At 72.4% G+C, this 23,990-nt stretch carries 22 protein-coding genes and 1 pseudogene; 6 read left to right on the top strand and 17 right to left on the bottom strand.

Annotated elements, in window-relative coordinates:
* Positions 1–53: 53 nt before the first annotated feature.
* The 9 genes from OG500_RS02335 to OG500_RS02295 all read right to left on the bottom strand — a co-directional run bounded on the left by OG500_RS02335 (position 54) and on the right by OG500_RS02295 (position 9,028).
* Positions 54–947, bottom strand: coding sequence for a LysR family transcriptional regulator (locus tag OG500_RS02335; protein ID WP_329575909.1), 894 nt, complete (start codon positions 945–947; stop codon positions 54–56).
* Between the two features lie 100 nt (positions 948–1,047).
* Positions 1,048–1,782 (bottom strand): class I SAM-dependent methyltransferase, encoded by a 735-nt coding sequence (locus OG500_RS02330; RefSeq protein ID WP_327064663.1) that lies wholly within the window; start codon positions 1,780–1,782, stop codon positions 1,048–1,050.
* Between the two features lie 20 nt (positions 1,783–1,802).
* Positions 1,803–2,339 carry a GNAT family N-acetyltransferase gene (locus OG500_RS02325; protein WP_329575905.1) on the bottom strand — a complete coding sequence of 179 codons (537 nt, stop codon included), beginning with the start codon at positions 2,337–2,339 and terminating at the stop codon, positions 1,803–1,805.
* A 254-nt stretch (positions 2,340–2,593) separates the two neighbouring features.
* Positions 2,594–3,922 (bottom strand): aminopeptidase C, encoded by a 1,329-nt coding sequence (locus OG500_RS02320; protein ID WP_327064661.1) that lies wholly within the window; start codon positions 3,920–3,922, stop codon positions 2,594–2,596.
* Positions 3,923–4,196: 274 nt separating this feature from the next.
* Positions 4,197–4,982 (bottom strand): hypothetical protein, encoded by a 786-nt coding sequence (locus tag OG500_RS02315; protein WP_327064660.1) that lies wholly within the window; start codon positions 4,980–4,982, stop codon positions 4,197–4,199.
* Between the two features lie 147 nt (positions 4,983–5,129).
* On the bottom strand, positions 5,130–5,804 hold the full coding sequence (locus tag OG500_RS02310) for a response regulator transcription factor (RefSeq protein ID WP_329575900.1): 675 nt from the start codon (positions 5,802–5,804) through the stop codon (positions 5,130–5,132).
* Complete coding sequence (locus tag OG500_RS02305; protein ID WP_329575898.1) at positions 5,792–6,955, bottom strand: sensor histidine kinase; 1,164 nt, start codon at positions 6,953–6,955, stop codon at positions 5,792–5,794. The genes OG500_RS02310 and OG500_RS02305 overlap by 13 nt, the downstream gene beginning before the upstream one ends.
* Positions 6,956–7,135: 180 nt before the next feature.
* Positions 7,136–7,957, bottom strand: a complete 822-nt coding sequence (locus tag OG500_RS02300) for a hypothetical protein (protein WP_327064657.1) — start codon at positions 7,955–7,957, stop codon at positions 7,136–7,138.
* Positions 7,958–8,089: 132 nt separating this feature from the next.
* A complete protein-coding gene (locus tag OG500_RS02295; RefSeq protein WP_329575894.1) occupies positions 8,090–9,028 on the bottom strand; it encodes a serine hydrolase in 939 nt (312 codons plus the stop codon).
* 321 nt (positions 9,029–9,349) lie between these two features.
* Here OG500_RS02295 and OG500_RS02290 point away from each other — a divergent pair, with 321 nt between their 5' ends.
* Both OG500_RS02290 and OG500_RS02285 read left to right on the top strand, forming a co-directional pair.
* Positions 9,350–10,525, top strand: coding sequence for an acyl-CoA dehydrogenase family protein (locus OG500_RS02290; RefSeq protein WP_329575891.1), 1,176 nt, complete (start codon positions 9,350–9,352; stop codon positions 10,523–10,525).
* Positions 10,526–10,551: 26 nt separating this feature from the next.
* Positions 10,552–11,397: a fumarylacetoacetate hydrolase family protein gene (locus OG500_RS02285; RefSeq protein ID WP_327064654.1), complete on the top strand. Its 846-nt coding sequence runs from the start codon at positions 10,552–10,554 to the stop codon at positions 11,395–11,397.
* 147 nt (positions 11,398–11,544) lie between these two features.
* Here OG500_RS02285 and tnpA read toward each other — a convergent pair whose 3' ends face one another.
* Positions 11,545–11,973: an IS200/IS605 family transposase gene (gene tnpA, locus OG500_RS02280; protein WP_329575887.1), complete on the bottom strand. Its 429-nt coding sequence runs from the start codon at positions 11,971–11,973 to the stop codon at positions 11,545–11,547.
* Between the two features lie 26 nt (positions 11,974–11,999).
* On the opposite strand from tnpA, the gene OG500_RS02275 reads away from it, so the two are divergent.
* Positions 12,000–13,160 carry an RNA-guided endonuclease InsQ/TnpB family protein gene (locus tag OG500_RS02275; protein WP_329575884.1) on the top strand — a complete coding sequence of 387 codons (1,161 nt, stop codon included), beginning with the start codon at positions 12,000–12,002 and terminating at the stop codon, positions 13,158–13,160.
* A gap of 79 nt (positions 13,161–13,239) precedes the next feature.
* Positions 13,240–13,401, top strand: a pseudogene (locus tag OG500_RS02270) (VOC family protein); the annotation flags it as partial.
* 112 nt (positions 13,402–13,513) lie between these two features.
* Here the strand turns inward: OG500_RS02270 and OG500_RS02265 are convergent.
* Positions 13,514–14,845, bottom strand: a complete 1,332-nt coding sequence (locus tag OG500_RS02265; RefSeq protein WP_327064653.1) for an MFS transporter — start codon at positions 14,843–14,845, stop codon at positions 13,514–13,516.
* 380 nt (positions 14,846–15,225) lie between these two features.
* On the opposite strand from OG500_RS02265, the gene OG500_RS02260 reads away from it, so the two are divergent.
* On the top strand, positions 15,226–16,938 hold the full coding sequence (locus tag OG500_RS02260; RefSeq protein WP_442907119.1) for a pyruvate dehydrogenase: 1,713 nt from the start codon (positions 15,226–15,228) through the stop codon (positions 16,936–16,938).
* 254 nt (positions 16,939–17,192) lie between these two features.
* Positions 17,193–17,906, top strand: coding sequence for a hypothetical protein (locus tag OG500_RS02255; RefSeq protein ID WP_329575876.1), 714 nt, complete (start codon positions 17,193–17,195; stop codon positions 17,904–17,906).
* Positions 17,907–18,076: 170 nt separating this feature from the next.
* Here the strand turns inward: OG500_RS02255 and OG500_RS02250 are convergent, their stop codons facing one another.
* From OG500_RS02250 to OG500_RS02225, 6 genes are all read right to left on the bottom strand, one after another.
* Positions 18,077–18,706, bottom strand: coding sequence for a response regulator transcription factor (locus OG500_RS02250; protein ID WP_329575873.1), 630 nt, complete (start codon positions 18,704–18,706; stop codon positions 18,077–18,079).
* Positions 18,703–20,004, bottom strand: a complete 1,302-nt coding sequence (locus OG500_RS02245) for a sensor histidine kinase (RefSeq protein ID WP_327064649.1) — start codon at positions 20,002–20,004, stop codon at positions 18,703–18,705. The genes OG500_RS02250 and OG500_RS02245 overlap by 4 nt, the downstream gene beginning before the upstream one ends.
* A 3-nt stretch (positions 20,005–20,007) precedes the next feature.
* Positions 20,008–20,748, bottom strand: coding sequence for an ABC transporter permease (locus tag OG500_RS02240; protein ID WP_329575869.1), 741 nt, complete (start codon positions 20,746–20,748; stop codon positions 20,008–20,010).
* 10 nt (positions 20,749–20,758) lie between these two features.
* A complete protein-coding gene (locus OG500_RS02235) occupies positions 20,759–21,667 on the bottom strand; it encodes an ABC transporter ATP-binding protein (RefSeq protein WP_329575866.1) in 909 nt (302 codons plus the stop codon).
* 135 nt (positions 21,668–21,802) lie between these two features.
* Complete coding sequence (locus tag OG500_RS02230; RefSeq protein ID WP_329575863.1) at positions 21,803–22,564, bottom strand: GNAT family N-acetyltransferase; 762 nt, start codon at positions 22,562–22,564, stop codon at positions 21,803–21,805.
* 282 nt (positions 22,565–22,846) lie between these two features.
* On the bottom strand, positions 22,847–23,701 hold the full coding sequence (locus OG500_RS02225; protein ID WP_329575859.1) for an SCO6745 family protein: 855 nt from the start codon (positions 23,699–23,701) through the stop codon (positions 22,847–22,849).
* Between the last annotated feature and the right edge of the window lie 289 nt (positions 23,702–23,990).

Raw genomic sequence — 23,990 nt, 5'->3', positions numbered from 1 at the left:
ATTCCCGAAGCGCCGGTTTCGGCACAAGGAATGCCGGTTTCGGCACAGGGAATTCAGGGGCGCCCGTTCCAGCTCTCCTGCCGCAGGAGTTCGAGCAGGGCCGTCTCCGCCGGGCCCGCGCCCTGCCGGAGCACGGCGATGACGGGCTGGGACACGGCCGGGGAGACCGGGCGCGCCAGGTGCTCGTGATCGTGGGGCACCGCGGAGGCCGGGACGAGCGTCACGCCCAGCCCGTGGGCGGCCCAGCGCACGGCCGTCGCCGTCTGGGAGGCGCGGGCGGCCGTGGCCGGGGCCGGCTCGTTCTCCTGCAGCACGTTCTCCCGCAGCACGTTCAGCAGTACGCCGTCGAGCGCGCTGCCGCGGTCGAACCGCACCCATGGCTCGCCCGCCAACGCGCGCAGCTCGACCCGGTCCGCGGCGAGCCGCCGGTGCCCCTCGCCCAGCACCACGACGAACTCCTCGTCGCCCAGGTGGTGGGCGTCCTCGGGGCTCTCGTCGCACGCCGCCATCAGGGCGAGGTCCAGCAGGCCGCGGCGGCAGAGCCGGTCCAGCTCGGCGGAGCTGGGCTCCTCGAAGACGGTGACCTCCAGCCGCGGGAAGCGGCGCCGCAGCGCACCGAGCGCGCCCGGCAGCTGCCGCGTGCCGAAGCCCAGTTGCACCGCGACCACCAGCTCGCCCGCCACCTCGTCCGCACCGGCCCGCGCCGTTGCCCTCGCCCGCCGTGCCGCGCTCACCGCGACCTCCGCCTCCCGCAGGAACGCGCGGCCGACCGCGGTGGGCACCAGCCCGCTCGGCGTGCGGTCGAACAGCTCCACACCGAGCTCCCGCTCCAGGCCGCGGATCTGCTGGGACACCGACGGTTGAGCCACCCGCAGCAGCTCCGCCGCCGCCGTCACCGAGCCCTCCTCGGCAACGGCCAGGGCGTACTCGAACTGACGCAGACTCATCGGACCCCGTCCCTCCCCGCGGCGGACCGCGGCCCACCCGATGCCATCGTCGTCATGATAGTTGGAAGGAGCAGAGCCGACGGTCGGCCCGATCCCCCCGTCACGTGCGCGCGACCACGAGGAACTCCCCATCTCCCGCACCGACGGCTTCGCGGTTCCAGCCCCCGTAGACGTGCTCGACCGCGTAGCCCGCGTCCCGGAGGGAGGAGCGGAGGGCTGCCTCGGTCCGAAACCGGAGGGTCGCGGTGCTGACCAGTTCCTCGCCGTCGGAGAACTCGTAGTGGTGGGTGAAGCTGACCGCGCCGCCCTGGACGGCGGTCACCTCGGTCCACGCCGTGACGGGACGGCCGTCCGGCAGCACGATCCGGCGTCGCGAGTCGACCGGATTCCACCGCTCCCACCGGCGGGCCCGCGGATCGCGCGCATCGAACACCAGCCGACCACCCGGCACCAGAGAGTGCCTGAGGTCGGCAAGGGCGCCTGCCCAGTGGTCGTCCGCCACGAAGAACTGGGCGACGTGGCTGGTCATGACCGCCACCTCGAACGCTGCCGCAGGAAGGGCCGACGAGGTGCCCTCGATCCAGGTCACCTGCTCGGAGCCGGGCTTGGCGCGAGCCGCGTCCAGTGAGGCCGATGCCGGATCGACCCCGGTCACCATGTGGCCGGCCGCCGCCATGCCGAGGGCGAGTCGGCCCGTGCCACAGCCAAGGTCGAGCACCCGGGCGGCCGGGGTCTCCCGGACGACGGAGAGAAAGAAGTCGTCTTCTCGCGACCACGGGCACTCGGCGTCGTAGACCGCCACGAGGCGGGAGTCGCGGAACTCGGCGTGTCGCACGGGCGGATCGTAGCCCTTGCTCAGCTCGGGTCGCCGGCGGTCAGCTCGGCGCGGAGCATGGAGAAGATCACCTGGTCGTGCCACTGCCCGCCGCGCCACTGCGCGGAGCGCAGTACGCCCTCGCGCACGAAGCCGGCCTTCTCCAGGGCACGCTGCTCGGCGAGGTTGGCGCAGTCGGTCCAGGCCTGGATGCGCTCGGCCCTGGTGTGGTCGAAGAGGTACTCGGCCAGCAGCCGCTGGGCCCGGGTTCCGGTGCCGCGGCCGTGTGCGGCGGGTATCAGGCCGATCGCCAGGGTCCAGCAGGCGGAGGTGTCGGGCCGCCCCCAGCTGCCGGGGAACCACTCGACCCGGCCCACCGTCACCTCCTTCTCGGCGACGCTGAGCACCCCGCCCTCGGGGCCGAGCAGGCCGGTCTCGGCGAAGCGGCGGCGCAGGCCGGCCGGCGAGTGGAAGCCGAACCACTGGTAGGGGCCGGCACCCTGCGGTCCGCTGAACTCCTGCTCGAACAGATCGAGATCGTCGGCGGTGACGGGGCGCAGCGTGATCTCATCGGGCATGCAACGGCTCCTGATCCTCCGGCCACACGGCTCGATGCCGCATGACCGGTGTGGGCAACGGGCTCTGACCCTCCCACACCTCGAACCGCACCCGGGCGGCCGGGGTGTCGCTGCCCGCTTCCACGGGCGAGCGCTCCGCCCGGCGCCCCCGCACGGAGCGAGGTCGAGGGGCCCGGCCGTACCCGGACCCGGGCCGGGTGCGCGCGCTCGCAGGCTGAGCCTGCGAGCGGCGGCGACCGGGGCCCGGGCGGTGTTCAGTCGGCGAGGGCGCCCATCGGGTCCCACGCGGGCAGCACGATCGGCGGCTGGTCGAGGGCGGCGACCAGCTCCGGGGGCAGCGCGGAGCGGCGCACGGCGATCTCGAAGACGTGCTCGCCGAACCACGAATCGTTCATGGTCCAGAAGCCCTTGTCGGCCTTCTCCTCGCCCCAGCTGTTCTCCACCCGCCAGCGGCGCGGGCTGCCGTCCAGCACGTCGACGCCGGTGAGCAGCATCGCGTGGGTCATGCTCGTCTCGTGGTGGAGCAGCCGGGCGGCCTTGTCCATGGTGAAGGCGGTGTCGTAGACGGCCGCGTAGTCGAAGAGGGCGGCGTCCCAGACGCCGGCGTCCGCGCGCATCATCTTCGTCACGTCGCAGCCGAACCAGACCGGTTCGCCGCCGACGATCGACTCCATGGCCAGCCGCTTCAGCAGCTCCATCCGCACGTTGAGGTAGACCACCGGCGGGGCGTCGACGACGTTGCCCAGGTACTCGACGGTGAAGGTGCGGCCCACCGGGCTCGACTCGCGCGGGTCGTGCACCAGGCAGACGTACTCCTCCAGCGGGAGCTGCACGTACGAGGCGGCGAACTCCGCCGGGGTGAGCCAGCCGTCGCGGTGGAACTCCTTGTCCTTGTCCTCCCACTGCCACAGGAAGCGCTGCGGCGGCGTGCCGAGGTGGATGCTGATCACCCGGTGGACGGCGGCCAGGATCTCCCGCTTGGTCTTGCGCTGCGCCTCGACCCCTTCGCCGGCCTGCCCGCGCAGGTCACGGGCGCCCTGGCGGAGCAGGGTGCGCAGCGCGCGGTTCATCGCCCGGGTCGAGGAGGAGCTGATGCTCTCCGGCATCGCCGACTTGGGCACCAGGCCGTGCTTGGCGACCAGCGCCACGAACATGTTCCACTGGCCCCCGTCGCTGATCGGCTCCTCCAGCAGGTGCGCCACGGTGCGGTCGTCCACGTCGCGGTCCGTGGTCTCGATGACCGCCTCGAGGAAGTGGTTCGCCCGCTCGAACTTGTCCCACCAGAGCAGGTGGTTCTGGGAGAACTCGAAGTCCTTCACGCCCAGCTTCTGCGCGGCCCCGACGCGCAGCAGGTTGAGCCCGGCGAACATCCAGCAGCGCCCGCTCTGCTTCTGGTTGGTGGCCTTCCAGTCGTCCAGGTGGTGGGAGACCGAGTGGTCGATGGCGGTGAGGATCCGCCGGTCCAGCGCCACGTCGTCCACCGGTGTCTGCGTGACGGCGTTCTGCATCAGCCGGTTCGCCGGGCGGCCGGCGAACTCCTCCTCGAACGCGTGGAGCTGAGCGGGCGTCAAACTGCGGTCCATCGCCTCGTGAGAGCGATCGTTTCCTATGGTCACAGCGGTCTTCCTCCGGTTCCCGGTGGTTCGTTCGAGGAGCGCTCCCTCACCGTTGCACGACCGTTCGGCCGTAGTCAACGGAGTTGGACGGGGGCAGTGGGGCTGCCCGTCGACCATGCGGCCGGTGCCTGTCCCCGGCAGCGCACGGAGGTGGTCGCGTCCGCTGCGGACCGTGACGGCGAGCGTCCCGGTCCCCGCGGGGATGGCGGGGCCGGGACGGGGGCGGAGTGTGCCGGCGGGCTCAGCTGTTGCGCAGCACCTCCGCCAGGTACATCCCGCAGCCGGCGTTCTGGATGCCGGTGGCAGCGACCCAGTAGCCGGGCGGGGTGGGCGAGTCGGCGCAGGCGGTGATGCCGTTGTAGACGGTGCTCAGCCGGCCGCCCAGGTACATGCCGCAGGAGCTGATCTGGTAGTTCGCGGTGATCACGTAGCCGGCGGGAACGGGCGAGTTGCCGCAGAACTGCATGCCGTTGGAGGCGGCGTTGATGTTGGCGGCCAGGTAGATGCCGCAGGCCGCGTTCTGGTAGTTCGCGGTGATCGCGTAACCGGCCGGGATGGGCGAGTTGCCGCAGATCTGCATGCCGTTGGAGATGGTGTGCAGCACCTCGGCGTAGTCCTGGGCGCAGGCGCTGTTCGGCCCCTCGCTGGTGATCGCGAAGCCCGTCGGGATGGGCGAGTTGCCGCAGATCTGGATGCCGTTGGTGGCGGTGGTGATCCGTCCGGCCTGGTAGGGGCCGCAGCTGCTGGTGGTGAAGTTGGAGGTGATCACGTAGGGGCTGGGGACCGGGCCGTTCTCGCAGATCTGCAGCCCGTTGGACGGGGGCTGGATGGTCTCGGTCAGGTAGCCGCCGGTACAGCTGCTGGTCAGGGTCTCCGAGACGATCACGTAGCCGGGCGGCACCGGGACGCTGCCGCACACCGAGGCGGCCTGGGCGGCGCCGGCGAAGAAGACCACCCCACCGGCCAGCAGGGTGAGAGCGGACAGCAGTCGGCCCAGCCACATGCCGATGGATTTCAGGGACTTCACGGACCTTATGGATTGCATGGGAACCCTCGTTCTCGCGTTCGCTTGGCTGTGCGCGACGCTAGCGACCGTGCCCGGGGGCGCGCCGCCACCTGTTCGGGGGGCTTGAGCCGGGCCGGCGCGCCACCGGGCGTTTCGCAGGGCAGAGGCTCAGCGGTGCAGCGCGTCCAGCCCGTCCTCGCGGACCCGGTGGGCCAGGTCGGTCTTGGTGTACGTGGGTCGCCCCGCCTGCTGGTACTTGGCCTTGACCCGGTCCAGGTAGTCCTTGGCGGTGTTGGGGGTGATGCCGGCCCGGCGGGCGGCGGACTTGAGGGTGAGTCCGGAGGCGTAGTCGAGCAGCACCTGGAGTTCGCGCGGGGCGAGCCGGGGGCGGTCGGGGCGGTCGTCGTGGGCGCAGGCGAAGGCGAGCTCGGGGGAGTGGGCGCTGCCGCCGGCGGCGATCTGCTCGATCGCGGCGACCAGGGCGGGCAGGTCGTTGTCCTTGGTCAGGTAGCCGTCGGCGCCGGCGGTGAGGGCGGCCAGGATCCGGTGGCGGTCCGGCACCGTGCTGATCACCAGGACCCGGCTGCCCGCCGCGCGCAGCCGGCGGATGTTCTGAGCCGGCAGCGAGCCGTCCCGCAGCACGAGGTCGAGCAGCACCACGTCGGCGGGAGGCGCCGGCGGCGCCGGCGGCGCCGGTCGCGCCGGGGCCTGGTCCAGCAGCCCGGAGACCGTGGCGGCGACCGCGGTCACTTGCAGGCCCGGCGCCTGGCGCAGCCAGCAGCGCATGCCGTCCAGCAGCATCCGGTCGTCGTCCACCACCGCGACCGTGATCACGCGGGCCACCGCAGCTCCACGCAGGTGCCCTCGCCCGGTGCGCTGTCGACGGCGGCCATGCCGCCGGCCTCGCGCAGCCGGGCGTGCACCGAGCGGCGCAGTCCGAAGCCGGCGCCGGTGCGCGACGGGTCGAAGCCGCTGCCCTGGTCGGCCACGGTGATCCGGACCCCGCCGCCCGTTGCTCCGGTGGCGGTGAGGTAGGCGCGGCGGGTCCCGGCGTGGCGGATCACGTTGGTGAGCGCCTCGCCGGTCGCGGCGGCCAGTGCGGTGGCCACCTCGCCGGGCAGTTCGGGCAGCGCCCGGTACTGGGTGGTGACGGTCAGTCCCAGGTCCTCGGCGGAGCGGACCGTCCGTTCGAGGGCGGCGCCGATCCCGGGGTCCTCCCGGAGGCCGGGCAGCGGGCCCTCGGGCTCCTCTCCGCGCTGGATCAGCCGGCGCAGGTAGGCGGCGTCCCGGGCGCAGCGCTCCCGCACCCCGGTGGCGTTGGCGTCCACCCCGCCGGTGGCGATCACGGTGAGGGTGGCGAGCACGGTGTCGTGCAGGGCGCGGTGGTGGTCCAGGCGCTCGGCGTACCGGGCGCGTTCGGCCTCGGCGGCCAGCGCCCGCCGGGTGGCGGCGTCGAGCAGCCGGCCCTCGCGGCGCAGGTACCACCAGAAGACCAGGGCGAGTGCGGCGGAGGAGGCGAGCGCGTTGAGGTCGCCGCCGAGGATCGCCGGTGTGGAGTGGGCCAGGTGATGCCAGCTCAGGTGAACGAAGCTCAGCAACAGCAGCGCGCCGACCAGTCGGCGCCCCGAACAGGCGACGGCCGCGGTGGCGCCCGCGGAGCCGCCGAGCAGCAGGACCCAGGCGGCCCGGTCGCGTGCGCCGCCCGTGCCGCCCAGCGCGAGCGCCGCGAGCGGGAGCAGGCAGCCGCTGACCACGACGTCCAGCCAGACCAGCCGCTGGTCCAGGGCGCCGGTGCGCAGCGCCCCGCCGTGCACCATAACGGTGCAGGTCACGGCGGTGGCGAGGATGGCCCAGGCGGCGGGCTGGGTCCGCTGGTGCTGGGCCACGACGAGGAAGCCGCCGGTCAGATGGCTGACCCGGTAGAGGCCGGTGGCCAGGATCATGAACGACCGGGCCCGGTGGAGCCCTGATTCGGAGTAAGGCAACCGCTGCACGTTCATACCTTACGGCGAGCATCAGCCAGAATGAATCGTCTGCGTGCGATCGCCGGCCGGCAGCGATGCCGCCGCGCGCGACCGACCCCGGACCGGTGTGCCGTGGTGCGGATCGGTCCGGGGCCAGTGGTGCGCGGGTCTGTCCGAGGCGGGGGCCGAGGCGGTGCCTCGGACGGTGGCTCAGGCGGTGGCGAGCTGCTGGAGCTTGCTGATGTCGATCACGTTGTCGGCCGGCGGTGCCTGGACGTTGACGGGGACGCCGAAGTTGCTGAAGACCATGTGGTCACCGGAGTCGGAGATCGCCTGGAGCGGGTAGGGCTGGCCCTGGGCGGCGACCCAGACGTCGGTCTTGCTGCCGTCGCTGCTGTCGGTGACGTGCAGGACGAGGGTGGGCTGCCCGTTCAGGGTGTCGGAGCTGCCCTTGGTGACCGAGGAGTTGCCCGTCGTCATCTCACTGGTGAGCTGGGTGAGATCGCAGAAGTCCGCCATGTCCTTGAGGTCGGAGTCGCTCGTCACACCGGTGAGCCAGCGGCCCTTGAAGAGCTCGGCCGCCTGGGCGCCGTGGGCTCCGCCGATGGTGGTCCAGAACTTCGTGTCCGGCTTCATCCAGACCGTCTGCCCGGCACGGACGATGTCGCTGGAGCCCTTGGAGCCCAGGCTGATGTTGCCGGTGCAGTTTCCCTGGGTGTCGAGCGACAGGCTCATGGCGAGGGCCTCGCCGGCGTCGGTGCCCTTCATGTCGATCTTGACCGCCTTGGCCGCCTTCAGGGCCGTGGTGGCCTGCTGGAGGACCTGGGTGCCGGACAACGCCGACAGGTCGGCGGGCCCGGACGGCGACGGCGAAGCGGAAGCGGACGGTGCAGCCGAACTGGCGATCGCAGGTGTCGAGGCCGGTGCCGGCGCGGCGGACTTGGCGGCGCCCTTGTCGGAACCGCAGGCCGTGAGGCCGAGTGTGAGCGCCGTGCAGGCGAGAGCGATCTTGAAGGAGGGGCTGGTACGCACGAGTCTACTTTCAAGCAGGTGGTGGCCGAGGGAGCCACACAAACTGGCTGGAAAGCTACCAGGGCGGGCCGAGGAAATTCTCATCGGACCATCCGTCACGTCGCCGGTAGGCCGACATCACCGGGCCCGGACTCAGCCCCCGGCCAGTGAGCCGGCCGCTGCCTGGGCCACCGACTGCACCAGGGAGATCCCGTCCGACTCGCTCTGATTGCCGTCCGAGAGCGCCGCGATCAGCAGTTCGTGCCCGTTCCGCTGGACCGTCCCGATGCTGTTGATCACCCACAGGCCGGTGTCCGACCGCGGCAGCCAGCCGTTCTTCACCGCGTAGTCGCTGCCGCTCGCCGCCGCGCTCACGCCCCACCGCTGGTCGCTCTCCACCTGGTCGAGCAGCCCCTGGAGGTAGCTGCGCGAGGCGGCCGAGAGGAGGGAGTCGCCGGTGAAGACCTGGCGCAGCAGCCGCACCTGGTCGTCGGCGGTGGTCGAGGTGAGGCCCCAGTAGCCGTCCGTGCCGCCCGAGGTGGCGGTCAGCCCGAACCGGGCGTTCGCCGCGTTCAGGCCGCTGTCCTGGCCGATCTCGTTCCACAGGGCGGTCGCGGAGTCGTTGTCGCTGTTCTCGATCATCGCGGTGGCGAGGCTCTGCTGCGCGGCGGTCAGCGTGGCGCCCTGGTCCTGGGCCTGGAGCAGCAGCGTGGCCAGGATGTCCACCTTGACGATGCTGGCGGTGGCGAAGCCGTGCCCGGGTGCGCCGTAGCTGAGCGACTGTCCGGTGCTCAGGTCGGTGACCGAGACCGAGACGGCGCCGCCGGCCTGGGCGACGGCGCTGCTCAGCGCGGCGTCGGCGACCGGGGCGACCGGGGCGACCGGGGCGACCGGGGCGGCGGGTGTGGTGGGTGTGGTGGGTGAGGCGGGGGTGGTCGCGCTGACCGGAGCGGTGGGGGCGGTCGGGCCGGCCGGGGCGCTCGGCGAGGGCTGCGCCGACGGTGGCGTCGAAGGCCCGGCGGAGGGCTTCGCAGGCACGGACGCGGGCACCGACGGGCGCGCGGAGGCGGGGGAGGAGGTCGAGTCGGCCACGGCGGACATTCTCGGGCGACTCTCGGCAGAACGGAAATGCCCTTGCAACGGCGCGGAGATGAGCGCCGCGGCGGCGAGGACGCTGACCGGGCTCAGCCACCTCGGCAGGGAGACACTTCGCATCGACATGCCCACGACGCTAGGCAGCGCCGCTTTGAGCAGTCTGAGGGCAGCATGGGCATTTCCTCACACTTGGACCTGACCGGCCGCCAGAAGGATCAGGTTCCGGGCCTCCTCGCAACTCCTGGGCGGTATCGCCATAATCGGCTGACCGGATCCTGACGGGACCCGTCGAGCTCCACGACCGCCCGAGGAGGACGGATGACGTTACGCGACGAGCTCGTGGCCCGCGCGGTCGCGCTGCAGCCGCTGCTGCGCGAGCACGCCGCCAGGACCGAGGCCGACCGGCGGGTGCCGCAGGAGGTGGTCGAGGCGATCACCCGGGCAGGCCTGTTCCGGCTCGGTACCCCCCGTCGCTACGGCGGCCACGAGGCGGGAATGCGCACCCTGCTGGAAGTCTCCGCGGCTCTGGCGGAGGGCGACGGGTCCATCTCCTGGGTGGTCAGCCTGGTCAACGCCTGCACCTGGGTGGCCGGCCTGTTCCCGGTCCAGGCCCAGGACGACGTCTTCGGGGCGGATCCGGACGCCCGGGTGACCGGGGTGCTCGCCCCCACCGCCACCGCGCTCGCGGTCGACGGCGGCGGTTGGCGGGTCAGCGGCCGCTGGTACTACAACTCCGGCTCCTGGCAGGCGACCTGGGCCGTGCTCGGGGTCCCGTTGACCGACGCCGCCGGCGAGGTCGTCGACCAGGCCGTGGTCCTGGTGCCGCGCGAGGACCTCCAGGTGGAGGACACCTGGTTCGTCGCGGGCATGAAGGGGACGGCGAGCAACTGCCTGGTGGCGTCGGAGGTCTTCGTGCCGGCGCACCGGGTGCTGTCGGTGCCCGCGGCGGTCGCGGGCGAGTTCGCCACCGAGCAGAAGGACGAGCCGTTCTACCGCTCCGGCTTCGTGCCGGTCCTCGCGCTCACCCTGGTCGGCCCCCAACTGGGCCTGGGCAAGGCGGCACTGGACCACGTGGTGGCGAACGCCGCCCGCAAGCCCGTCGCGAACACGGTCTACGGGACGCAGGCCGAGTCGGTCGCCCTCCAGCTGAAGCTCGCCGAGGCGGCGCTGAAGGTCGAGACCGCGCGGCTGCACGCCGAGCGGACCGCCGACGCGATCGACCGGGCCGCCGCGCAGGGCGGCTACCCGGACCCGGCCGAGCGCGCCCACTTCCGCGCAGCCACTGCCTGGGCGGTGCAGAACACCCTGGAGGCCATCACCATCCTGCTCGACGTCCACGGCGCCGGCGCCTTCGCCGAGACCAGCCCCCTGCAGCGGATCTGGCGCGACGCCAACACCGCGGGCCGCCACGCGCTCGCCGTCCCCACCGTCGGCTACGAGGTCTACGGCAAGTCCCTGCTCGGCATCGACGACACCATCACCCCCCTCGTGTGACCCCACTCTCCTCAGGAGCCCCCGCCATGCGCATCGCCAACCTCGACAACCGCCTGGTCCTGCTGACCGACGACGCCTCGGCCGTCGACGTCGAACGGGCCAGCGAAGGCCGCTTCTCCAGCGACCCGCAGCAGGTCTACGCCCAGTGGGCCGCGTTCCGCGCCTGGGCCGCGCAGGCCCGGTTGCCCGAGGGCACCCCGTTCGACGCCGCCGCGCTGGGCTCCCCGGCCCCGCGTCCCGGACAGCTCCTCGGCATCGGCCTCAACTACCGCGCCCACGCCGACGAGACGGGCTTCACCGTTCCGGACACGCTGCCGCCGGTGTTCACCAAGTTCGTCTCCAGCATCACCGGACCGGTCACCCGGGTCCGGCTGCCCGAGGGCGGCCACACGGACTGGGAGGTCGAACTCGTCGTCGTCATCGGCGCCCAGGCCCGCCAGGTCGGCGCCGAGTCCGCCTGGCAGCACGTCGCGGGCCTGACCGCCGGTCAGGACCTGTCCGAGCGCATTACCCAGATGGCCGGCCCCGTACCGCAGTTCAGCCTCGGGAAGTCCTTCCCCGGCTTCACCCCGATGGGTCCGTGCCTGGTCACCCCGGACGAGTTCGCCGACCCCGACGACCTGGAGCTCGGCTGCGCCGTCAACGGGGAGAGCGTCCAGAAGGGCCGCACCCGGGACCTGATCTTCTCCGTGCCCGCGCTCGTCGCCAAGCTCTCCGCCATCCTCACGCTCCAGCCCGGCGACGTCATCTTCACCGGCACCCCGGCCGGTGTCGGCCTCGGCCGCACCCCGCAGCGGTTCCTGGCCGACGGCGACGAACTCGTCAGCCGGATCAAGGGCATCGGCGAGCTGCGGCAGACCTTCCACCACTGAACGCGGCACCGCACCAGCACCGTTACAGGAAGCACCGTTCAGCAGCATCTTGCGAGGAACCCCGGGCGTTTACGCCCGGGAGGAATCGCATCCTTGGACCGGGAGGCGCGGAGCGCCGGAGTTCTCTCTGTGTCTCTCTCGTGACGGTCAGTCTGGCCGTTTCTGGTTCTCGATGTATTCCTTGACGATGCTGAGCGGTGCGCCGGCGCATGATGCGGCGAAGTAGGACGGTGACCAGAAGTGCGCGCCCCACAGGTACGTGCGGATGTGGTCGGGGAACTCCTGGCGCAGGCGTCGGGCGGAGACCCCCTTGAGTGATCCGACCAGCTTGGACAGGGCGACCTTCGGCGGGTAGTGCACCAGGAGGTGCACGTGGTCACGTTCTCCGTTGAACTCGACCAGCTCGGTCTCGAAGTCGGCGCAGACGCTGCGCATCACCTCTTCGCAGCGCCTGAGGATCTCGTCGGTGAACGGGCCGCGTCGATACTTGGGGGTGAAGACCAAGTGGGCATGGAGGGTATGCACGACGGTACGGCCCCTGCGAATGTTGGGGTTTGGCTCCCAGCGTGGTGACATGGGCCAACTGTAGTACGCTGTCCGTCATGAAGATCGTGACGCAGGTCAAACTGATGCCGGAGGCCGACCAGGCCGCCGCGTTGTCAGCGACCCTGGGCACGGTCAACGAGGCCGCCAACTGGGTGTCCGCAGTGGCATTCGAGCGTGGGGTGCCGCGTGAGTACGAGCTGCGCAAGCACACCTACCCGGAGTTGAAGGCGCGGGGGCTGGGGGCGCAGGCAGCACAGCATGTGATCAAGAAGACCCGCGACGCCTACACCACGTTGAAGGCGAACATCGAGGCCGGGAATCTGGGCAAGCCGGGTTCGAAGCGACGGGCCAGGGCGCAGTGCAAGCCCATCGTCTTCCGGCCGCAGGCCGCGCAGCCGTATGACGACCGGTGCCTGTCGTGGCAGTACGACGCGGGGACGGTGTCGATCTGGACCACCGCCGGGCGGCTCAAGAACGTCCGTTTCGCCTGTTCGCCGGACACTCTCAAGATGCTCCGCGAGCACCGCAGGGGCGAGTCCGATCTGATCCGGCGTGATGGCGTGTTCTATCTGCTCGCCGTATGCGATATTCCCGAGGCCCCGTTGAACGAGGACCCCGCCGGGTTCGTCGGCGTAGACCTGGGAATCGTCAACATCGCCACCACGTCCACCGGCTATCGGGCTGCCGGGCGTGGACTGAATCGGTACCGCAAGCGGCAGCTCGATCTGCGGAAGAAGTTGCAGGCCAAGGGCACCAAGTCTGCCAAGTGCCTGCTCAAGAAGCGGAACCGGCGCGAGCAGCGCCACACCGCGAACGTCAACCACATCGTCTCGAAGACCATCGTCACCACCGCTGAACGCACCGGCCACGGCATCGCCCTCGAAGACCTGGGCGGCATCCGGGGCCGGGTACGGCTCCGCAAGGACCAGCGGACACAACTTCACTCGTGGAGCTTTCATCAGCTCGGCCAGTTCATCGCCTACAAGGCGAAGCGGGCCGGATTGCCGCTGGTCCACGTCGATCCGGCGTACACCAGCCGGCAATGCTCCGAGTGCGGTCACATCGACCGGAAGAACCGGGTCGATCAAGCAGCATTCGCGTGCCGGGCCTGCGGGATCGTGCTCAACGCGGACGACAACGCGTCCCACAACATCGCCCGCAAGGGCGAGACCGTGTGGACCGCGGGGCGTGAGTCACGCGTCCCAGCGCCCGTGTAGGCGCTCAGACGGAGGAGGCCACGCGACAGCCAGCCGCGCTCTACCTCCAAGCCCGGTCCTTCAGGGCCGGGTCAAGTTGACTGAGTACTACGCCGACCTGGACTGCATCCCCGAGGACCAGCTGTGGACGCCGGAGGTCTTCGAGGGGGCCCGGAGCATGTACAGCTGGGGTCCGCCGCCCCCGCCCTCCTTCCTCGCCCCCGAGGACCTGGCCGACCTGATGACCGGCTCGCACACCTGACCCCCGGCCCCGTCCCCGCCCGCAGTCGGCCCCCGACCGGCCTGCGGCGTGCGCGAGTACGCCGAGGAGCATCCCGAGCTGTTCACCGCGTGACGCCTTCCGCACGAGGGGCTCAGCCCGGGAGTTCGCCGCTGGTCCGCCTCGGCCAGATGCTGCCCCACGCGCCGGCCCCGCCCGTGTCCCGGCCCAGGCGCCGGTAGCCGGCGCCCACCGCCAGGGCGGCGGCGACCGATACCAGCCCGCCGACGGCGAGTCCGGCTCGGGCGCCGGAGTGCTGGGAGAGCCAGCCGATGAACGGCGCCACCAGCGGGGTCGTGCCGAGCGAGGCGAGTGCGTAGCCGCTCATCACGCGCCCGCGCATCGCGTCAGCGCTGCCGAGCTGGAGACGGGTCCTGGCGGCGTTCATCAGCAGGAGCATGGTCGCCCCGGTCGGCACGAGCAGGAGCAGGAAGGACGGGTAGGAGGGCATCAGGGCGGTCGCCGTCTCCAGCAGACCGAAGGCGATCCCGAAGGCCACCAGATCGTGCCGGGTGGCCGGCCGTCGCGAGGCCGCGGCCAGCGAACCGGCGACCGCGCCCAGGGCCAGTGCGGTGGGGCCCAGGCCGAAGGTTCCGGCCCGGGCGTGGAACGCCTTGGTCGCCATCAGCGCGGTGGTGATCTGGAAGTTCATGCCGAAGCCGGCGGCGAAGGCGACGAGGAGCAGCGGCAGGCCGAGGTCCGGGCGGTCGCGGACGTAGCGCAGCCCCTCCCGCAGCCCGCCGCCGCCGGCTCCGGGGGCGGTGCGGGTGTGCAGGGTGCCGGCCTTCGTGCGCAGCAGGACGGCGAGGACGACGGCGTAGGACAGGGCGTTGAGGAGGAAGGCGGGGCCGATGCCGAAGAGCCCGATGACCGGCCCGGCCAGCGCCGGGCCGGTCATCCGGGCGAGGTTGAAGGCGGTGCTGTTCAGCGCCAGCGCGTTGGGCAGGTCGTCCGCGCCGACGGCTTCGGCGATGAACACCTGCTGGGTCGGCTGGTCGACGGCCAGGGTCAGGCCCACGGCCAGGGCCAGGGCGTAGACGCTGCCCAGCGTCACGGTGCCGCTGACGGTGAGCAGTCCCAGGGTCAGCGCCAGCGAGCCCAGGGTGGCCTGGGTGATGAGCAGGATCCGGCGTCTGGGGTAGCGGTCGGCGAGGACCCCGCCGTAGGCGCCGAGCAGCAGCAGCGGCAGGAACTGCAGGGCCGTGGTGATGCCGAGGACCGTCCCGTCGCCGTGGGTCAGCTTGAGGACGAGCCAGTCCTGGGCGACCCGCTGTATCCACGTACCGGTGTTCGACACCGCCTGGCCGGTCGCGTAGCGCCGGAAGTTCGGATTGCGCAGGGCTCCGTGCAGCAGTCCGGGCCGTCGCGTGCCGGAGTGCGGTCGTGCTGGTGCGTTGCGGCCGATGGGCCGTCCCCATGTGGGCAAGTCCCCGTCCTCCACTGAGGGCCATGGCGAACACGAGTCTCCCGGCCGGGGCGTGCCTGACCTGGGCAGTGACGTGACGATGGCAGTGGCGGGTGTCCTTCGTCGTCCCGTCGACACCCGGGTCCTCCGTGTTGTATCAGGCCCTCCGGTAGCACCATGGGATCTTCATACTTACGCGGCGTGCCGCTGCGGCACTCGCGACGTCCGACGCCGCGTCGGCCGCCGAGCGGCGTGTCGCCCACTGGTGCCGCGCCGGCCCCCGGCTGACACTGGGTCGGCCCGGCGCCGATCGCGCCCCGGGCCCGACCGGCGGATCGACGGACGGCGACGGACAAGCGACGGACAGGTGGTGCACAGTGGCGAGCAGTGTGGCCGAGCAGATGGTCGAGGTGCTCCGGCAGGCGGGCGTGGAACGCGTCTACGGCGTGGTGGGCGACAGCCTGAACCCCGTGGTGGACGCGATCCGCCGCACCGAGGGGATCTCCTGGGTGCACGTGCGCAACGAGGAGGCGGGCGCCTTCGCAGCCGCGGCGGAGGCCGAACTGACCGGGCGGCTCGCCGTCTGCGCCGGATCCTGCGGCCCCGGGAACACGCACCTGATCCAGGGCCTCTACGACGCCCAGCGCAGCGGCCTGCCCGTGCTCGCGCTCGCCTCGCACATCCCGTCCGCGCAGATCGGCACCGGGTTCTTCCAGGAGACCCACCCCGAACGGGTCTTCGTCGACTGCAGCGGGTTCTGCGAGATGGTCTCCAGCCCGGCGCAGCTGCCCCGGATCCTGCGGGTGGCGGTGCAGCACGCGCTCGGCGCGCGCGGCGTCTCCGTCCTGGTCTTCCCCGGCGACGTGGCCGCGCTGCCCGCGGCCCGCCCCACCGGCAGCGGCGCGTTCCTGACCGAGCGCGGCGTGCTGACCCCGCCACCGGCGCAAGTGGCCGAGCTGGCCGGCCTGCTGAACGGCGCCGACAAGGTCGCGCTGTTCGCCGGCGCGGGCGTGCGCGGGGCGCACCCCGAGGTGATGGAGCTGGCCGGCGCCCTGCTCGCCCCGGTGGGGCACTCGCTGCGCGGCAAGGAGTGGATCCAGTTCGACAACCCCTACGACGTCGGGATGAGCGGGCTGCTCGGCTACGGCGCCTGCCACGAGGCGCTGCACGAAGCGGACCTGGTGCTGCTGCTCGGCACCGACTTCCCGTACGACTCCTTCCTGCCGCAGGCCCGCACCGTGCAGATCGACCACGACGCGACCAGGCTCGGACGCCGCACGCCGCTGGAGCTCGCGGTGCACGGCGACGTGGCCGCCACGCTGCGGGCGGTGCTGCCCGCGCTGCGGCCCAGGTCCGACCGGAACTTCCTGGACGGGCTGCTGGCCAAGCACCTCAAGGCGCTGGAGTCGGTGGTCGGCGCGTACACCAAGGACATCGCCGAACACCTGCCGATCCACCCGGAGTACGTGGCCTCGGTCCTGGACGAAGTGGCCGCCGAGGACGCGGTCTTCACCGTCGACACCGGCATGAACAACGTCTGGGCGGCCCGCTACCTGACCCCGAACGGGCGCCGCCGGGTGATCGGCTCCTTCCTGCACGGCTCGATGGCCAACGCGCTGCCGCACGCCATCGGCGCCCAACTCGCCGAACCCGGGCGTCAGGTGGTCTCGATGTCCGGCGACGGCGGGATCGGGATGCTGCTGGGCGAGCTGCTGACGCTGAGCAAGTACCAGCTGCCGGTGAAGACCGTGGTCTTCAACAACGGCGCGCTCGGCATGATCAAGCTGGAGATGCTGGTGAGCGGCTACCCCGAGGCGGAGATCGACAACGGCGCGGTCGACTACGCGGCCATCGCCCAGGCGGCCGGGGTGCGCGGCTGGCGGGTCACCGAGCCGCGGCGGGTGCGCGAGGTACTGGCGCAGGCCCTGGCACACCCCGGGCCGGCCCTGGTGGACGTGGTGACCGACCCGAACGCGCTCTCCATCCCGCCGCACATCACAGCCGCCCAACTGAAGGGATTCGCGCTCGCGGCGGGGCGCACCGTACTGGCGGGCGGGGTGGGCCGGATGGTCGACCTGGCGCGCAGCAACCTGCGCAACATCCCGCGCCCCTGAGCGGGGGTGCCGGGCCGCCTGCCGGGCGGGGGAGGGGCGGTCAACCGCCACGGGGGCCGAACGGTGGACGCCGCCGGGCGGGCGGAGCGCCAGGCTGGGAGTCGACGGAGCTGGTCGTGGTCGCGGACCGCGAACCGGATCCGCCTTCCTTCACCGACTCCGCGCGGTGCTGCCCGCCGCCCCGGGCCCGGCCGTGCCGTGACACGGCCGTCCGGGACGCGGGGCACCACCGCCCCCCCGAGAGGAGTTCACCCATGCGCAACACGCACAGGACGACGCGGTTCGCCGCCGCGGGCGTGGCCGGCGTTGCGGCGGCAGCCACCCTGGGCCTGGCCGGCACCGCATCCGCGACGACCAGCGCCCAGACCAGGTACGTGCAGACCGCCAACGGGCAGGACCAACCCGCGGGCCAGGCCGGCAGCACCTCCGGGCCCACCAACGCCCAGACCAGGTACGTGCAGCTGCCCGACGGGCGCTACGTGGCCGTGGGCCAGGGCGGCAACCAGGCCCCGGCCGCCAACGGGGTGCACTGCGCACCGCGCCCGCACCCCGGCCCGCACGGGCACCCCTGCCCGGGCCCGCACGGCCTGCCGCGGTGGATGCACGGCGCCCCGGCGGTGCCGAAGAGCTCCGCCGCCAAGCCGGCCCCGAAGCCCGCTGCGCACGCCGCCGCCGTCACGCACGCCGCGGTCACGCACGCTGCCATCACGGCCAAGCCGTCCGTGAAGTCGGTCCAGGCCTGGCACCAGTTCCACGTCACCGGGACCACCAGCGGCATCGCACCGGGCAGCACGATCACCCTGCAGCAGAAGCAGCACGGCAGGTTCGTGCCCCTGCCCGCCTCGATGCACACCAACCACCACGGCGCCTACCAGCTGAGGGTGGAGCTGGGCATCAAGGGGATCAACGACCTGCGCATCGTCAGCGGCCACGTCGCCTCCCCGGTCTTCACCGTGTTCGTGCGCTGATTCCCCCCACCCGACACCCCCGCACGCGGTGTCCGGCCCGCACGGGCCGGACACCGCACGTCGACGGAGGCCTGCGTCCGGGACCCCGACCTTCGCATCGGCGCCGCCGAGTCCCGACGCCCACCGCCTGCCTCTGCCCGACCACCGAGGCAGCCACCTGCGGCCGCCCGTCAGCCCGATGCCGTCAGGTAGCCGCGGGAGAACCCGGCGGCGACGGCGGCCGCCCGGTCGCTGACGCCGAGTTTCGCGTACACGTGCAGCAGGTGCGTCTTGACCGTCGCCTCGCTGATGAACAGCTTCTGCGCCGCCTCGCGGTTCGTCGAGCCCCTGGCGACCAGCCCGAGGACCTCCAGCTCACGCTGCGACAGCGGCGCGGAGGCGGGCCTGCGCAGCTGCCCCATGAGGCGGGTCGCGACAGTGGGGGAGAGCACCGCCCGCCCCTGCGAGGCCGCCTCCACCGCGCGGAACAGCTCCTCCCTCGGCGCGTCCTTCAGCAGGTAGCCGGTGGCGCCCGCCTCGATGGCCGGCACCACATCGCTGTCGGTGTCGTACGTGGTGAGGACCAGCACCCGCGCCGGTACACCGCGTTCTGCCAGTTCCTTGATGGCGGCGACCCCGTCGGTCCTCGGCATCCGCAGATCCATCAGGATCACGTCGGGCCGCAGGCGCTCCCCGGCGGCGACAGCCTCCGCGCCGTCAGCGGCCTCGCCGAGCACCTCGAAGCGAGGGTCGGCACTGAACATGCCCCGCAGCCCGTCCCGTACCACCGGGTGATCATCGACGATCAACAGCCTGATCAATTCCCACCTCCCGCGGGGATGGCCGGTACGGTCGCTGAGATCGCCGTGCCGCCCCCTGGTTCCGACTCGACGGCCAACCGCCCCGCGAGGCGCTGCACCCGCTGCCGCATACCGGCGAGTCCGAAGCCCCCGTTCGTGGAACCGTTGGCCCGCTTGGTGTTCGGCTCGAAGCCCACCCCGTCGTCCCGCACGTCGAGGGTGACCAGGTCCTCCATGTAGGACAGGGTCAGGCCGACCCGGCCGGCTCGCGCGTGCTTGGCCACGTTGGCGAGTGCCTCCTGCGCGGTCCGCAGCAGCGCCACCTCGATGTCGGGGTGCATCGGCCGGGCGTCGCCGGTGGTGGTCAGCACGGCGTCGATCCGGTGGAGCGCCGACCAGCGCCTGGTCACCTCGCCGATCGCGTCCGGGAGCCGGGCCTCGGCGAGCACCGTCGGCTCGACCGCGTGGACCGTCCGGCGGGCCTCGGCGAGGCTCTCGCGGGCCAGGTTCGTCGCGTTCGTCATGTGCCGGTGCAACCTTGACGGCTCGTCCAGCGCCTGCTCGCCGGCCTGCAGCTGGGTGAGGATGCCGGCCAGGCCCTGGGCGAGCGTGTCGTGGATCTCCCGTGCCATCCGCTGCCGCTCGTCCAGCACCCCGGCCTCGCGGGCCCGGACCATCAGCTGGGCGTGCAGGCCGGCGTTCTCCGCCAATGCGGCCTCCAGCTTGAGGTTGGCCTCGCGCAACTCGACGAGCGCCTGCTTCTGCTTGCCGTTGCGGTGGTCGGCCATCTCGACGAAGTAGGAGAGCACCCCGGCCAGCAGCGAGGAGATCAGGCCGACGGCCAACCACGCCCACCACAGGTGGGCGTGGTCGATCCCGGCCACCCCGCCCATGAAGGCCACCGCCGAGATCATCGCCGTGACGGCGACGCCGACGTAGCGCCGGCGGCCCGTCAGACGCTGGAACGCCTGGGGGTAGCCGACGAAGGCGAACAGGCCGTACCAGGGCGCGATCGCCACCAGGCCTGCGGCCAGCGCCATCAGTCCGGCGTAGTACAGACCCGTCGGTGAACTCACCGAGCCCGGTGAGCGGTTCCGGCGCCACTCCGGGCGGAGCGGGTGGAACCAGAGCATCCAGAGCGCGGCCGCGATCGACAGCCCCAGCACCGTCGAGAAGTGCTCCGGCGTCCTCCGGATCAGCTGCAGCAGCGTGATCGTGACGCTGATCGCCAGCAGGACGTACGGCAGGACCTTGAAGGTCGCCGCCTCCTTGCGCTCCCAGCGGTCGAACTCCTCACGCAGCTCGGCCTCGATGCTCACCAGCTACTCCCAGCGGAAGTATCGTGCAGCCAGCCCGCCGGCCACGATCGTCCACCCCAGCAGGACGGCCAGGTACGGCAGTTGCGGCCAGTGACCAGCGGTGGTGTCCTGCAATGATTGCACGCCGGCGCCGAGCGGCGTCAAGTCGCTGATCGTCCGCAGGGCGTCGTTCATCCTGGCGCGCGGCAGCCAGAGGCCGGCGAAGAACACGAGAGGGAAGAACACGAGGGAACCGATCGCGCCGGCGCTCCTGCCGGTCGGCGCGAGCGAGGCGACGAGCAGACCGATCGCGAACATCGCCAGCGCCACCAGCAGGAAGGTGACCAGGAAGCCCGGCAGTTGCCGGGGCAGGCCCACGTCGAACGCCAGCCGGCCGATGACGAGCATGACGACCGTCGTCACCGTGGACAGGACGGTGGCCATCAGCAGCTGCGCGCCGATCATGACCCCCGGCCTGACCGGAGTGGTCCGCATGCGCCGTAGCACGCCCTTCTCCCGGTAGGTGGCGAACAGCTGGGACAGACCGCTCAGCGCGAACAGCGAGATGCCCATCGCGACGATGACCGGCAGGTACACGTCGATCGGTCGCATGGTGCCGAAGGCCGCGCTGGGTTGCCGCATCGACGGGACGCAACCGAGGACGACGAGCAGGATCGGGGCGAACGCGAGCGCGAAGAACACCACGATCGGCTCGCGGAGGAACAGTCGGGTCTCGGTCGCGGCGAGCCGGAGCAGGGGGGACATGGCGGACTCCTCAGGACTCGATGGGGCGGCCGGTGAGCGCGACGAACGCGTCGTCCAGCGAGGTCTGCTCGACCCGCAGGTCGGCCGCGGTGATCTGGTGGCGGGCTAGCACGCTGGTCACGGCGAGCAGCAGGTCTCCCGTGCCCGTCACGACGAGCTGGCTGCCGGCCCGCTCGACGCAGGTGACCTCGGGCAGCACGGTCAGCAGGGCCTGGTCCAGCGGCCCGGACGGCCGGAACCGGACCCGCTGCCGGTCGTCGACCCGGGAGACCAGCCCGGCCGGGGTGTCGATCGCGACGACGCGGCCGGAGTCGATCACGGCCAGCCGGTCGCAGAGCCGTTCCGCCTCCTCCATGAAGTGTGTGACCAGCAGGATCGTCACGCCCCGGTCGCGGATGTGCTCGATGAGACCCCACACGTCGCGGCGCGCCTGCGGATCGAGGCCGGTGGTGAGCTCGTCGAGCACCGCCACCTTCGGGTTGCCGACCAGCGCGAGCGCGATCGACAGCCGCTGCTTCTGCCCGCCGGACAGCCGCCGGAACTGCGTGCCGAGCTTGCTGGTGAGGTCCAGGACCTCGACCAGCTCCCGCCAGTTCGCCGGGCGCCGGTAGAAGGAGCTGTACAGCTCCAGCGCCTCCCCGACCCTGAGCTTGTCGGGCAGCTCGCTCTCCTGGAGCTGCGCGCCGAGCACCTGCCGCAGCTCGCCGTTGTCGCGCTGCGGGTCGATGCCGCAGACCCGGACGACTCCGCCGTCCGGGCTGCGCAACCCCTCGATGCACTCGACGGTCGTGGTCTTGCCGGCCCCGTTGGGGCCCAGGATGCCGAAGATCTCGCCCGGCTCGACGGCGAAGCCGACCCCGTTCAGCACGGTGCTGTCGTCGTAGCGCTTGACGAGGTTCTCCACCTCGATGATTGCCATACGAGGAGCGTGTCAGTGGGCACGGGTGTGCCGAATCGACTGTACGGCTGGGGTTGGGGCGCAGCCCGGTGGATGCCTGCATCAACCGATCGGTGGATAGGGGGTCAGCAGGCGGTCATCGGTCGGTCCCCGCCGTCAGCGGTTGACGAAGGAGTGGCTGTGGCCGAGCCGGGTGAAGCCGCGGCGGGCGTACCACGCGCGCGGCCAGTCGTTCGCGTCCGCGAGGAGGAAGAGCTGCGGGATCCCGGCAGCGGCGGCCAGCGCCAGGCCGGTGGCGAGCAGGGTGTCACCGTGGCCCTGTCCACGGTGCGGCGTGGCCGTGACCAGGTCCTCCAGCTGGGCCAGCCCGGTGGTCCGGTCGAGGTAGAGGTCGGCCCAGGCCGCGATCTGGCCGTCCGGTGCCCGGGCGGCCAGGAAGAGCACCGTGTCGGCGCCGCGCAGCCGGGCGGTGCGGCGCTCGGTGAGCTGCTGGGCGAGGTCCTCGTCCGGGGTCCACTCCTGCTGCTGGCGGAACACCGCCGCTCGCAGCTCGGCCAGCTCGACCGGGTGCGCGGCGCGTGCGGGCAGCGCGCAGCCGGCCGTCTCCCGGGCCATGACCAGCTCGGTGTCCCGCTCGTAGCCGGCGGCCGCCAGCACCGGGGTGGCTCGCGTGCCGAACGCCTCGTCGAGCACGGTGATCCGGTACTGCCGACGCGGCCCGAGGCCCTGCACGGCCAGCCCCGGCAGCGCCGCCGGGTCGGCGTCCGAGGCCTCGACGATCAGTTGGTTGTGCTCCTGAGAGCGGGAGAAGCCAGGGTCGCGAACCGCGAAGGCCCCGGACAGCTCGACGAGTTCAGCGGCCTGACGGCGGGCGAAGGCGGCGCGGAAGGCGGTCACGCGCTCAGGCAGATCCGACACCCCGTCATGGTTCACCCGCCCGCTGCCGCAGGCAACAGCTTTTCGCGGCTGCCGCCGGCCGTCTCCCTGACCGGCGGGAACCCGGTGTGCAGGCCACTCGACCGAGCACGGCCCGGCACCGCCCCGGCGGCGCCGCCGGGGCCTGGCGGCACCCCCCACCGCCGGCCGGGGAATCCCGGCGCCGCCCCGGCCGTGGGGACATGCTCGCGCCCCGAGCGCCCCGAGCGCCTCGAGCGCCCCGAGGGCTGCGGGCGGACCGCGGCCGTCGGGGGTTCCGTCACGTCACCCGGTGGTCGGCAGGCCGATCGGGTTGACCGAGGGGAGTTCGGCCCGGCAGCGGGTGGCGATCGGGCGCAGCGCGGCGGCGAGTTGGTCCAGTTCCCGTCGCTGGAAGCCGGCCCAGATGCGGGAGGCGCAGAGGTCGGTGGCGGCCTCCAGGGTGGCGTGCCGGGCCCGGCCCTGGGCACTGATCGTGCCGTCGGGGTTCAGCCACCCGCGCTCGACCAGCCGTGCCGTGGCGGCCTCCCACTCCTCGTCGCTCCAGCCCCTGATCGGCTGGAGCGTCTCGCGCGGGATGTCGAGCGAACAGCGCACGACCAGGGCCTCGCAGCCGTCGAGGCCCTCGGCCACCAGCGCCGCCACGTGGCCGTCGCCCCGGTGCTCGCGCAGCACCGTGGTGGCGTGCCACAGCCGGGCGAGGTGGCCGTCCGGGCGTGGCAGGGCCGCGTTGGCGGCGGCCAGTACCCGCCCGCCGCAGTCGAGTTGGTCGAGCGCGCGCTCCAGCAGGTCGACCGAGCGCTCGATGGACTCCGGGTCGACCGTCTCCAGGAGCCGCTCCAGCGCCGCCGTCGAGCCCGACAGCCGGGCCTTGAGGGCGGTGTCCGGGTCCACCGACTCCCAGATCGCGGGCAGTGCCCGTTCGACCATGACCGGGGCGAAGTTGAAGAACGCGGCGATCACCGGTGGCGCGTCCACCGGGCCCAGGGGAGCGGAGCGTCCTGCGAAGTAGCCGCGCCAGAAGCCGCGCAGACCGGCGGACTCGAAGGCCTCGCGGCCCTCGGGCGTGAAGTAGGTCACGGCGTGGATCGGCTCGAACAGCCACCACAGGGCGCGGGCGGGGTGCACAACCTCGGACATCGGAAGCCTTCCGTCGGAGCGGGCCGCGACGGTCACGGCCCCGGGGCGCGGGTGGCCGACGACCGCGCCGCTCGCGCCAAGGGGGTTGATTACCCCGGCCGGCGGCGGACAATCGGCCGCGCCGGCGGTGGCGTGGGCGATGCACCGCCGGCGCGCGCCGGGGCTCGGGCCGGAGCTGGGGCCGGGGGGTGGGGCTGGGGCCCGGGCCGGGGTGGCTGGTGCCAGGTCCCACCACCGTCACGGAAAGGGGAATTGACGGGTGGTCGGCGCCGGGGAATCCCGGGTCGGA

This window comes from Kitasatospora sp. NBC_01250, assembly GCF_036226465.1.
In the GTDB taxonomy this organism is placed as follows: Bacteria; Actinomycetota; Actinomycetes; order Streptomycetales; family Streptomycetaceae; genus Kitasatospora.
The sequence above is the reverse complement of the archived record's forward strand: the minus strand, read 5'-3'. Positions and strand labels throughout refer to the sequence as shown.

Bases quoted from the DNA above. Each gene is read 5' to 3' on its own strand.
- OG500_RS02260 (WP_442907119.1), top strand. From the start codon at position 15,226: ATGGTCGAGGTGCTCCGGCAGGCGGGCGTGGAACGCGTCTACGGCGTG.
- OG500_RS02255 (WP_329575876.1), top strand. From the start codon at position 17,193: ATGCGCAACACGCACAGGACGACGCGGTTCGCCGCCGCGGGCGTGGCC.
- OG500_RS02290 (WP_329575891.1), top strand. From the start codon at position 9,350: ATGACGTTACGCGACGAGCTCGTGGCCCGCGCGGTCGCGCTGCAGCCG.
- OG500_RS02235 (WP_329575866.1), bottom strand. From the start codon at position 21,667: ATGGCAATCATCGAGGTGGAGAACCTCGTCAAGCGCTACGACGACAGC.
- OG500_RS02275 (WP_329575884.1), top strand. From the start codon at position 12,000: ATGAAGATCGTGACGCAGGTCAAACTGATGCCGGAGGCCGACCAGGCC.
- OG500_RS02285 (WP_327064654.1), top strand. From the start codon at position 10,552: ATGCGCATCGCCAACCTCGACAACCGCCTGGTCCTGCTGACCGACGAC.
- tnpA (WP_329575887.1), bottom strand. From the start codon at position 11,973: ATGTCACCACGCTGGGAGCCAAACCCCAACATTCGCAGGGGCCGTACC.
- OG500_RS02335 (WP_329575909.1), bottom strand. From the start codon at position 947: ATGAGTCTGCGTCAGTTCGAGTACGCCCTGGCCGTTGCCGAGGAGGGC.
- OG500_RS02325 (WP_329575905.1), bottom strand. From the start codon at position 2,339: ATGCCCGATGAGATCACGCTGCGCCCCGTCACCGCCGACGATCTCGAT.
- OG500_RS02320 (WP_327064661.1), bottom strand. From the start codon at position 3,922: ATGGACCGCAGTTTGACGCCCGCTCAGCTCCACGCGTTCGAGGAGGAG.
- OG500_RS02225 (WP_329575859.1), bottom strand. From the start codon at position 23,701: ATGTCCGAGGTTGTGCACCCCGCCCGCGCCCTGTGGTGGCTGTTCGAG.
- OG500_RS02240 (WP_329575869.1), bottom strand. From the start codon at position 20,748: ATGTCCCCCCTGCTCCGGCTCGCCGCGACCGAGACCCGACTGTTCCTC.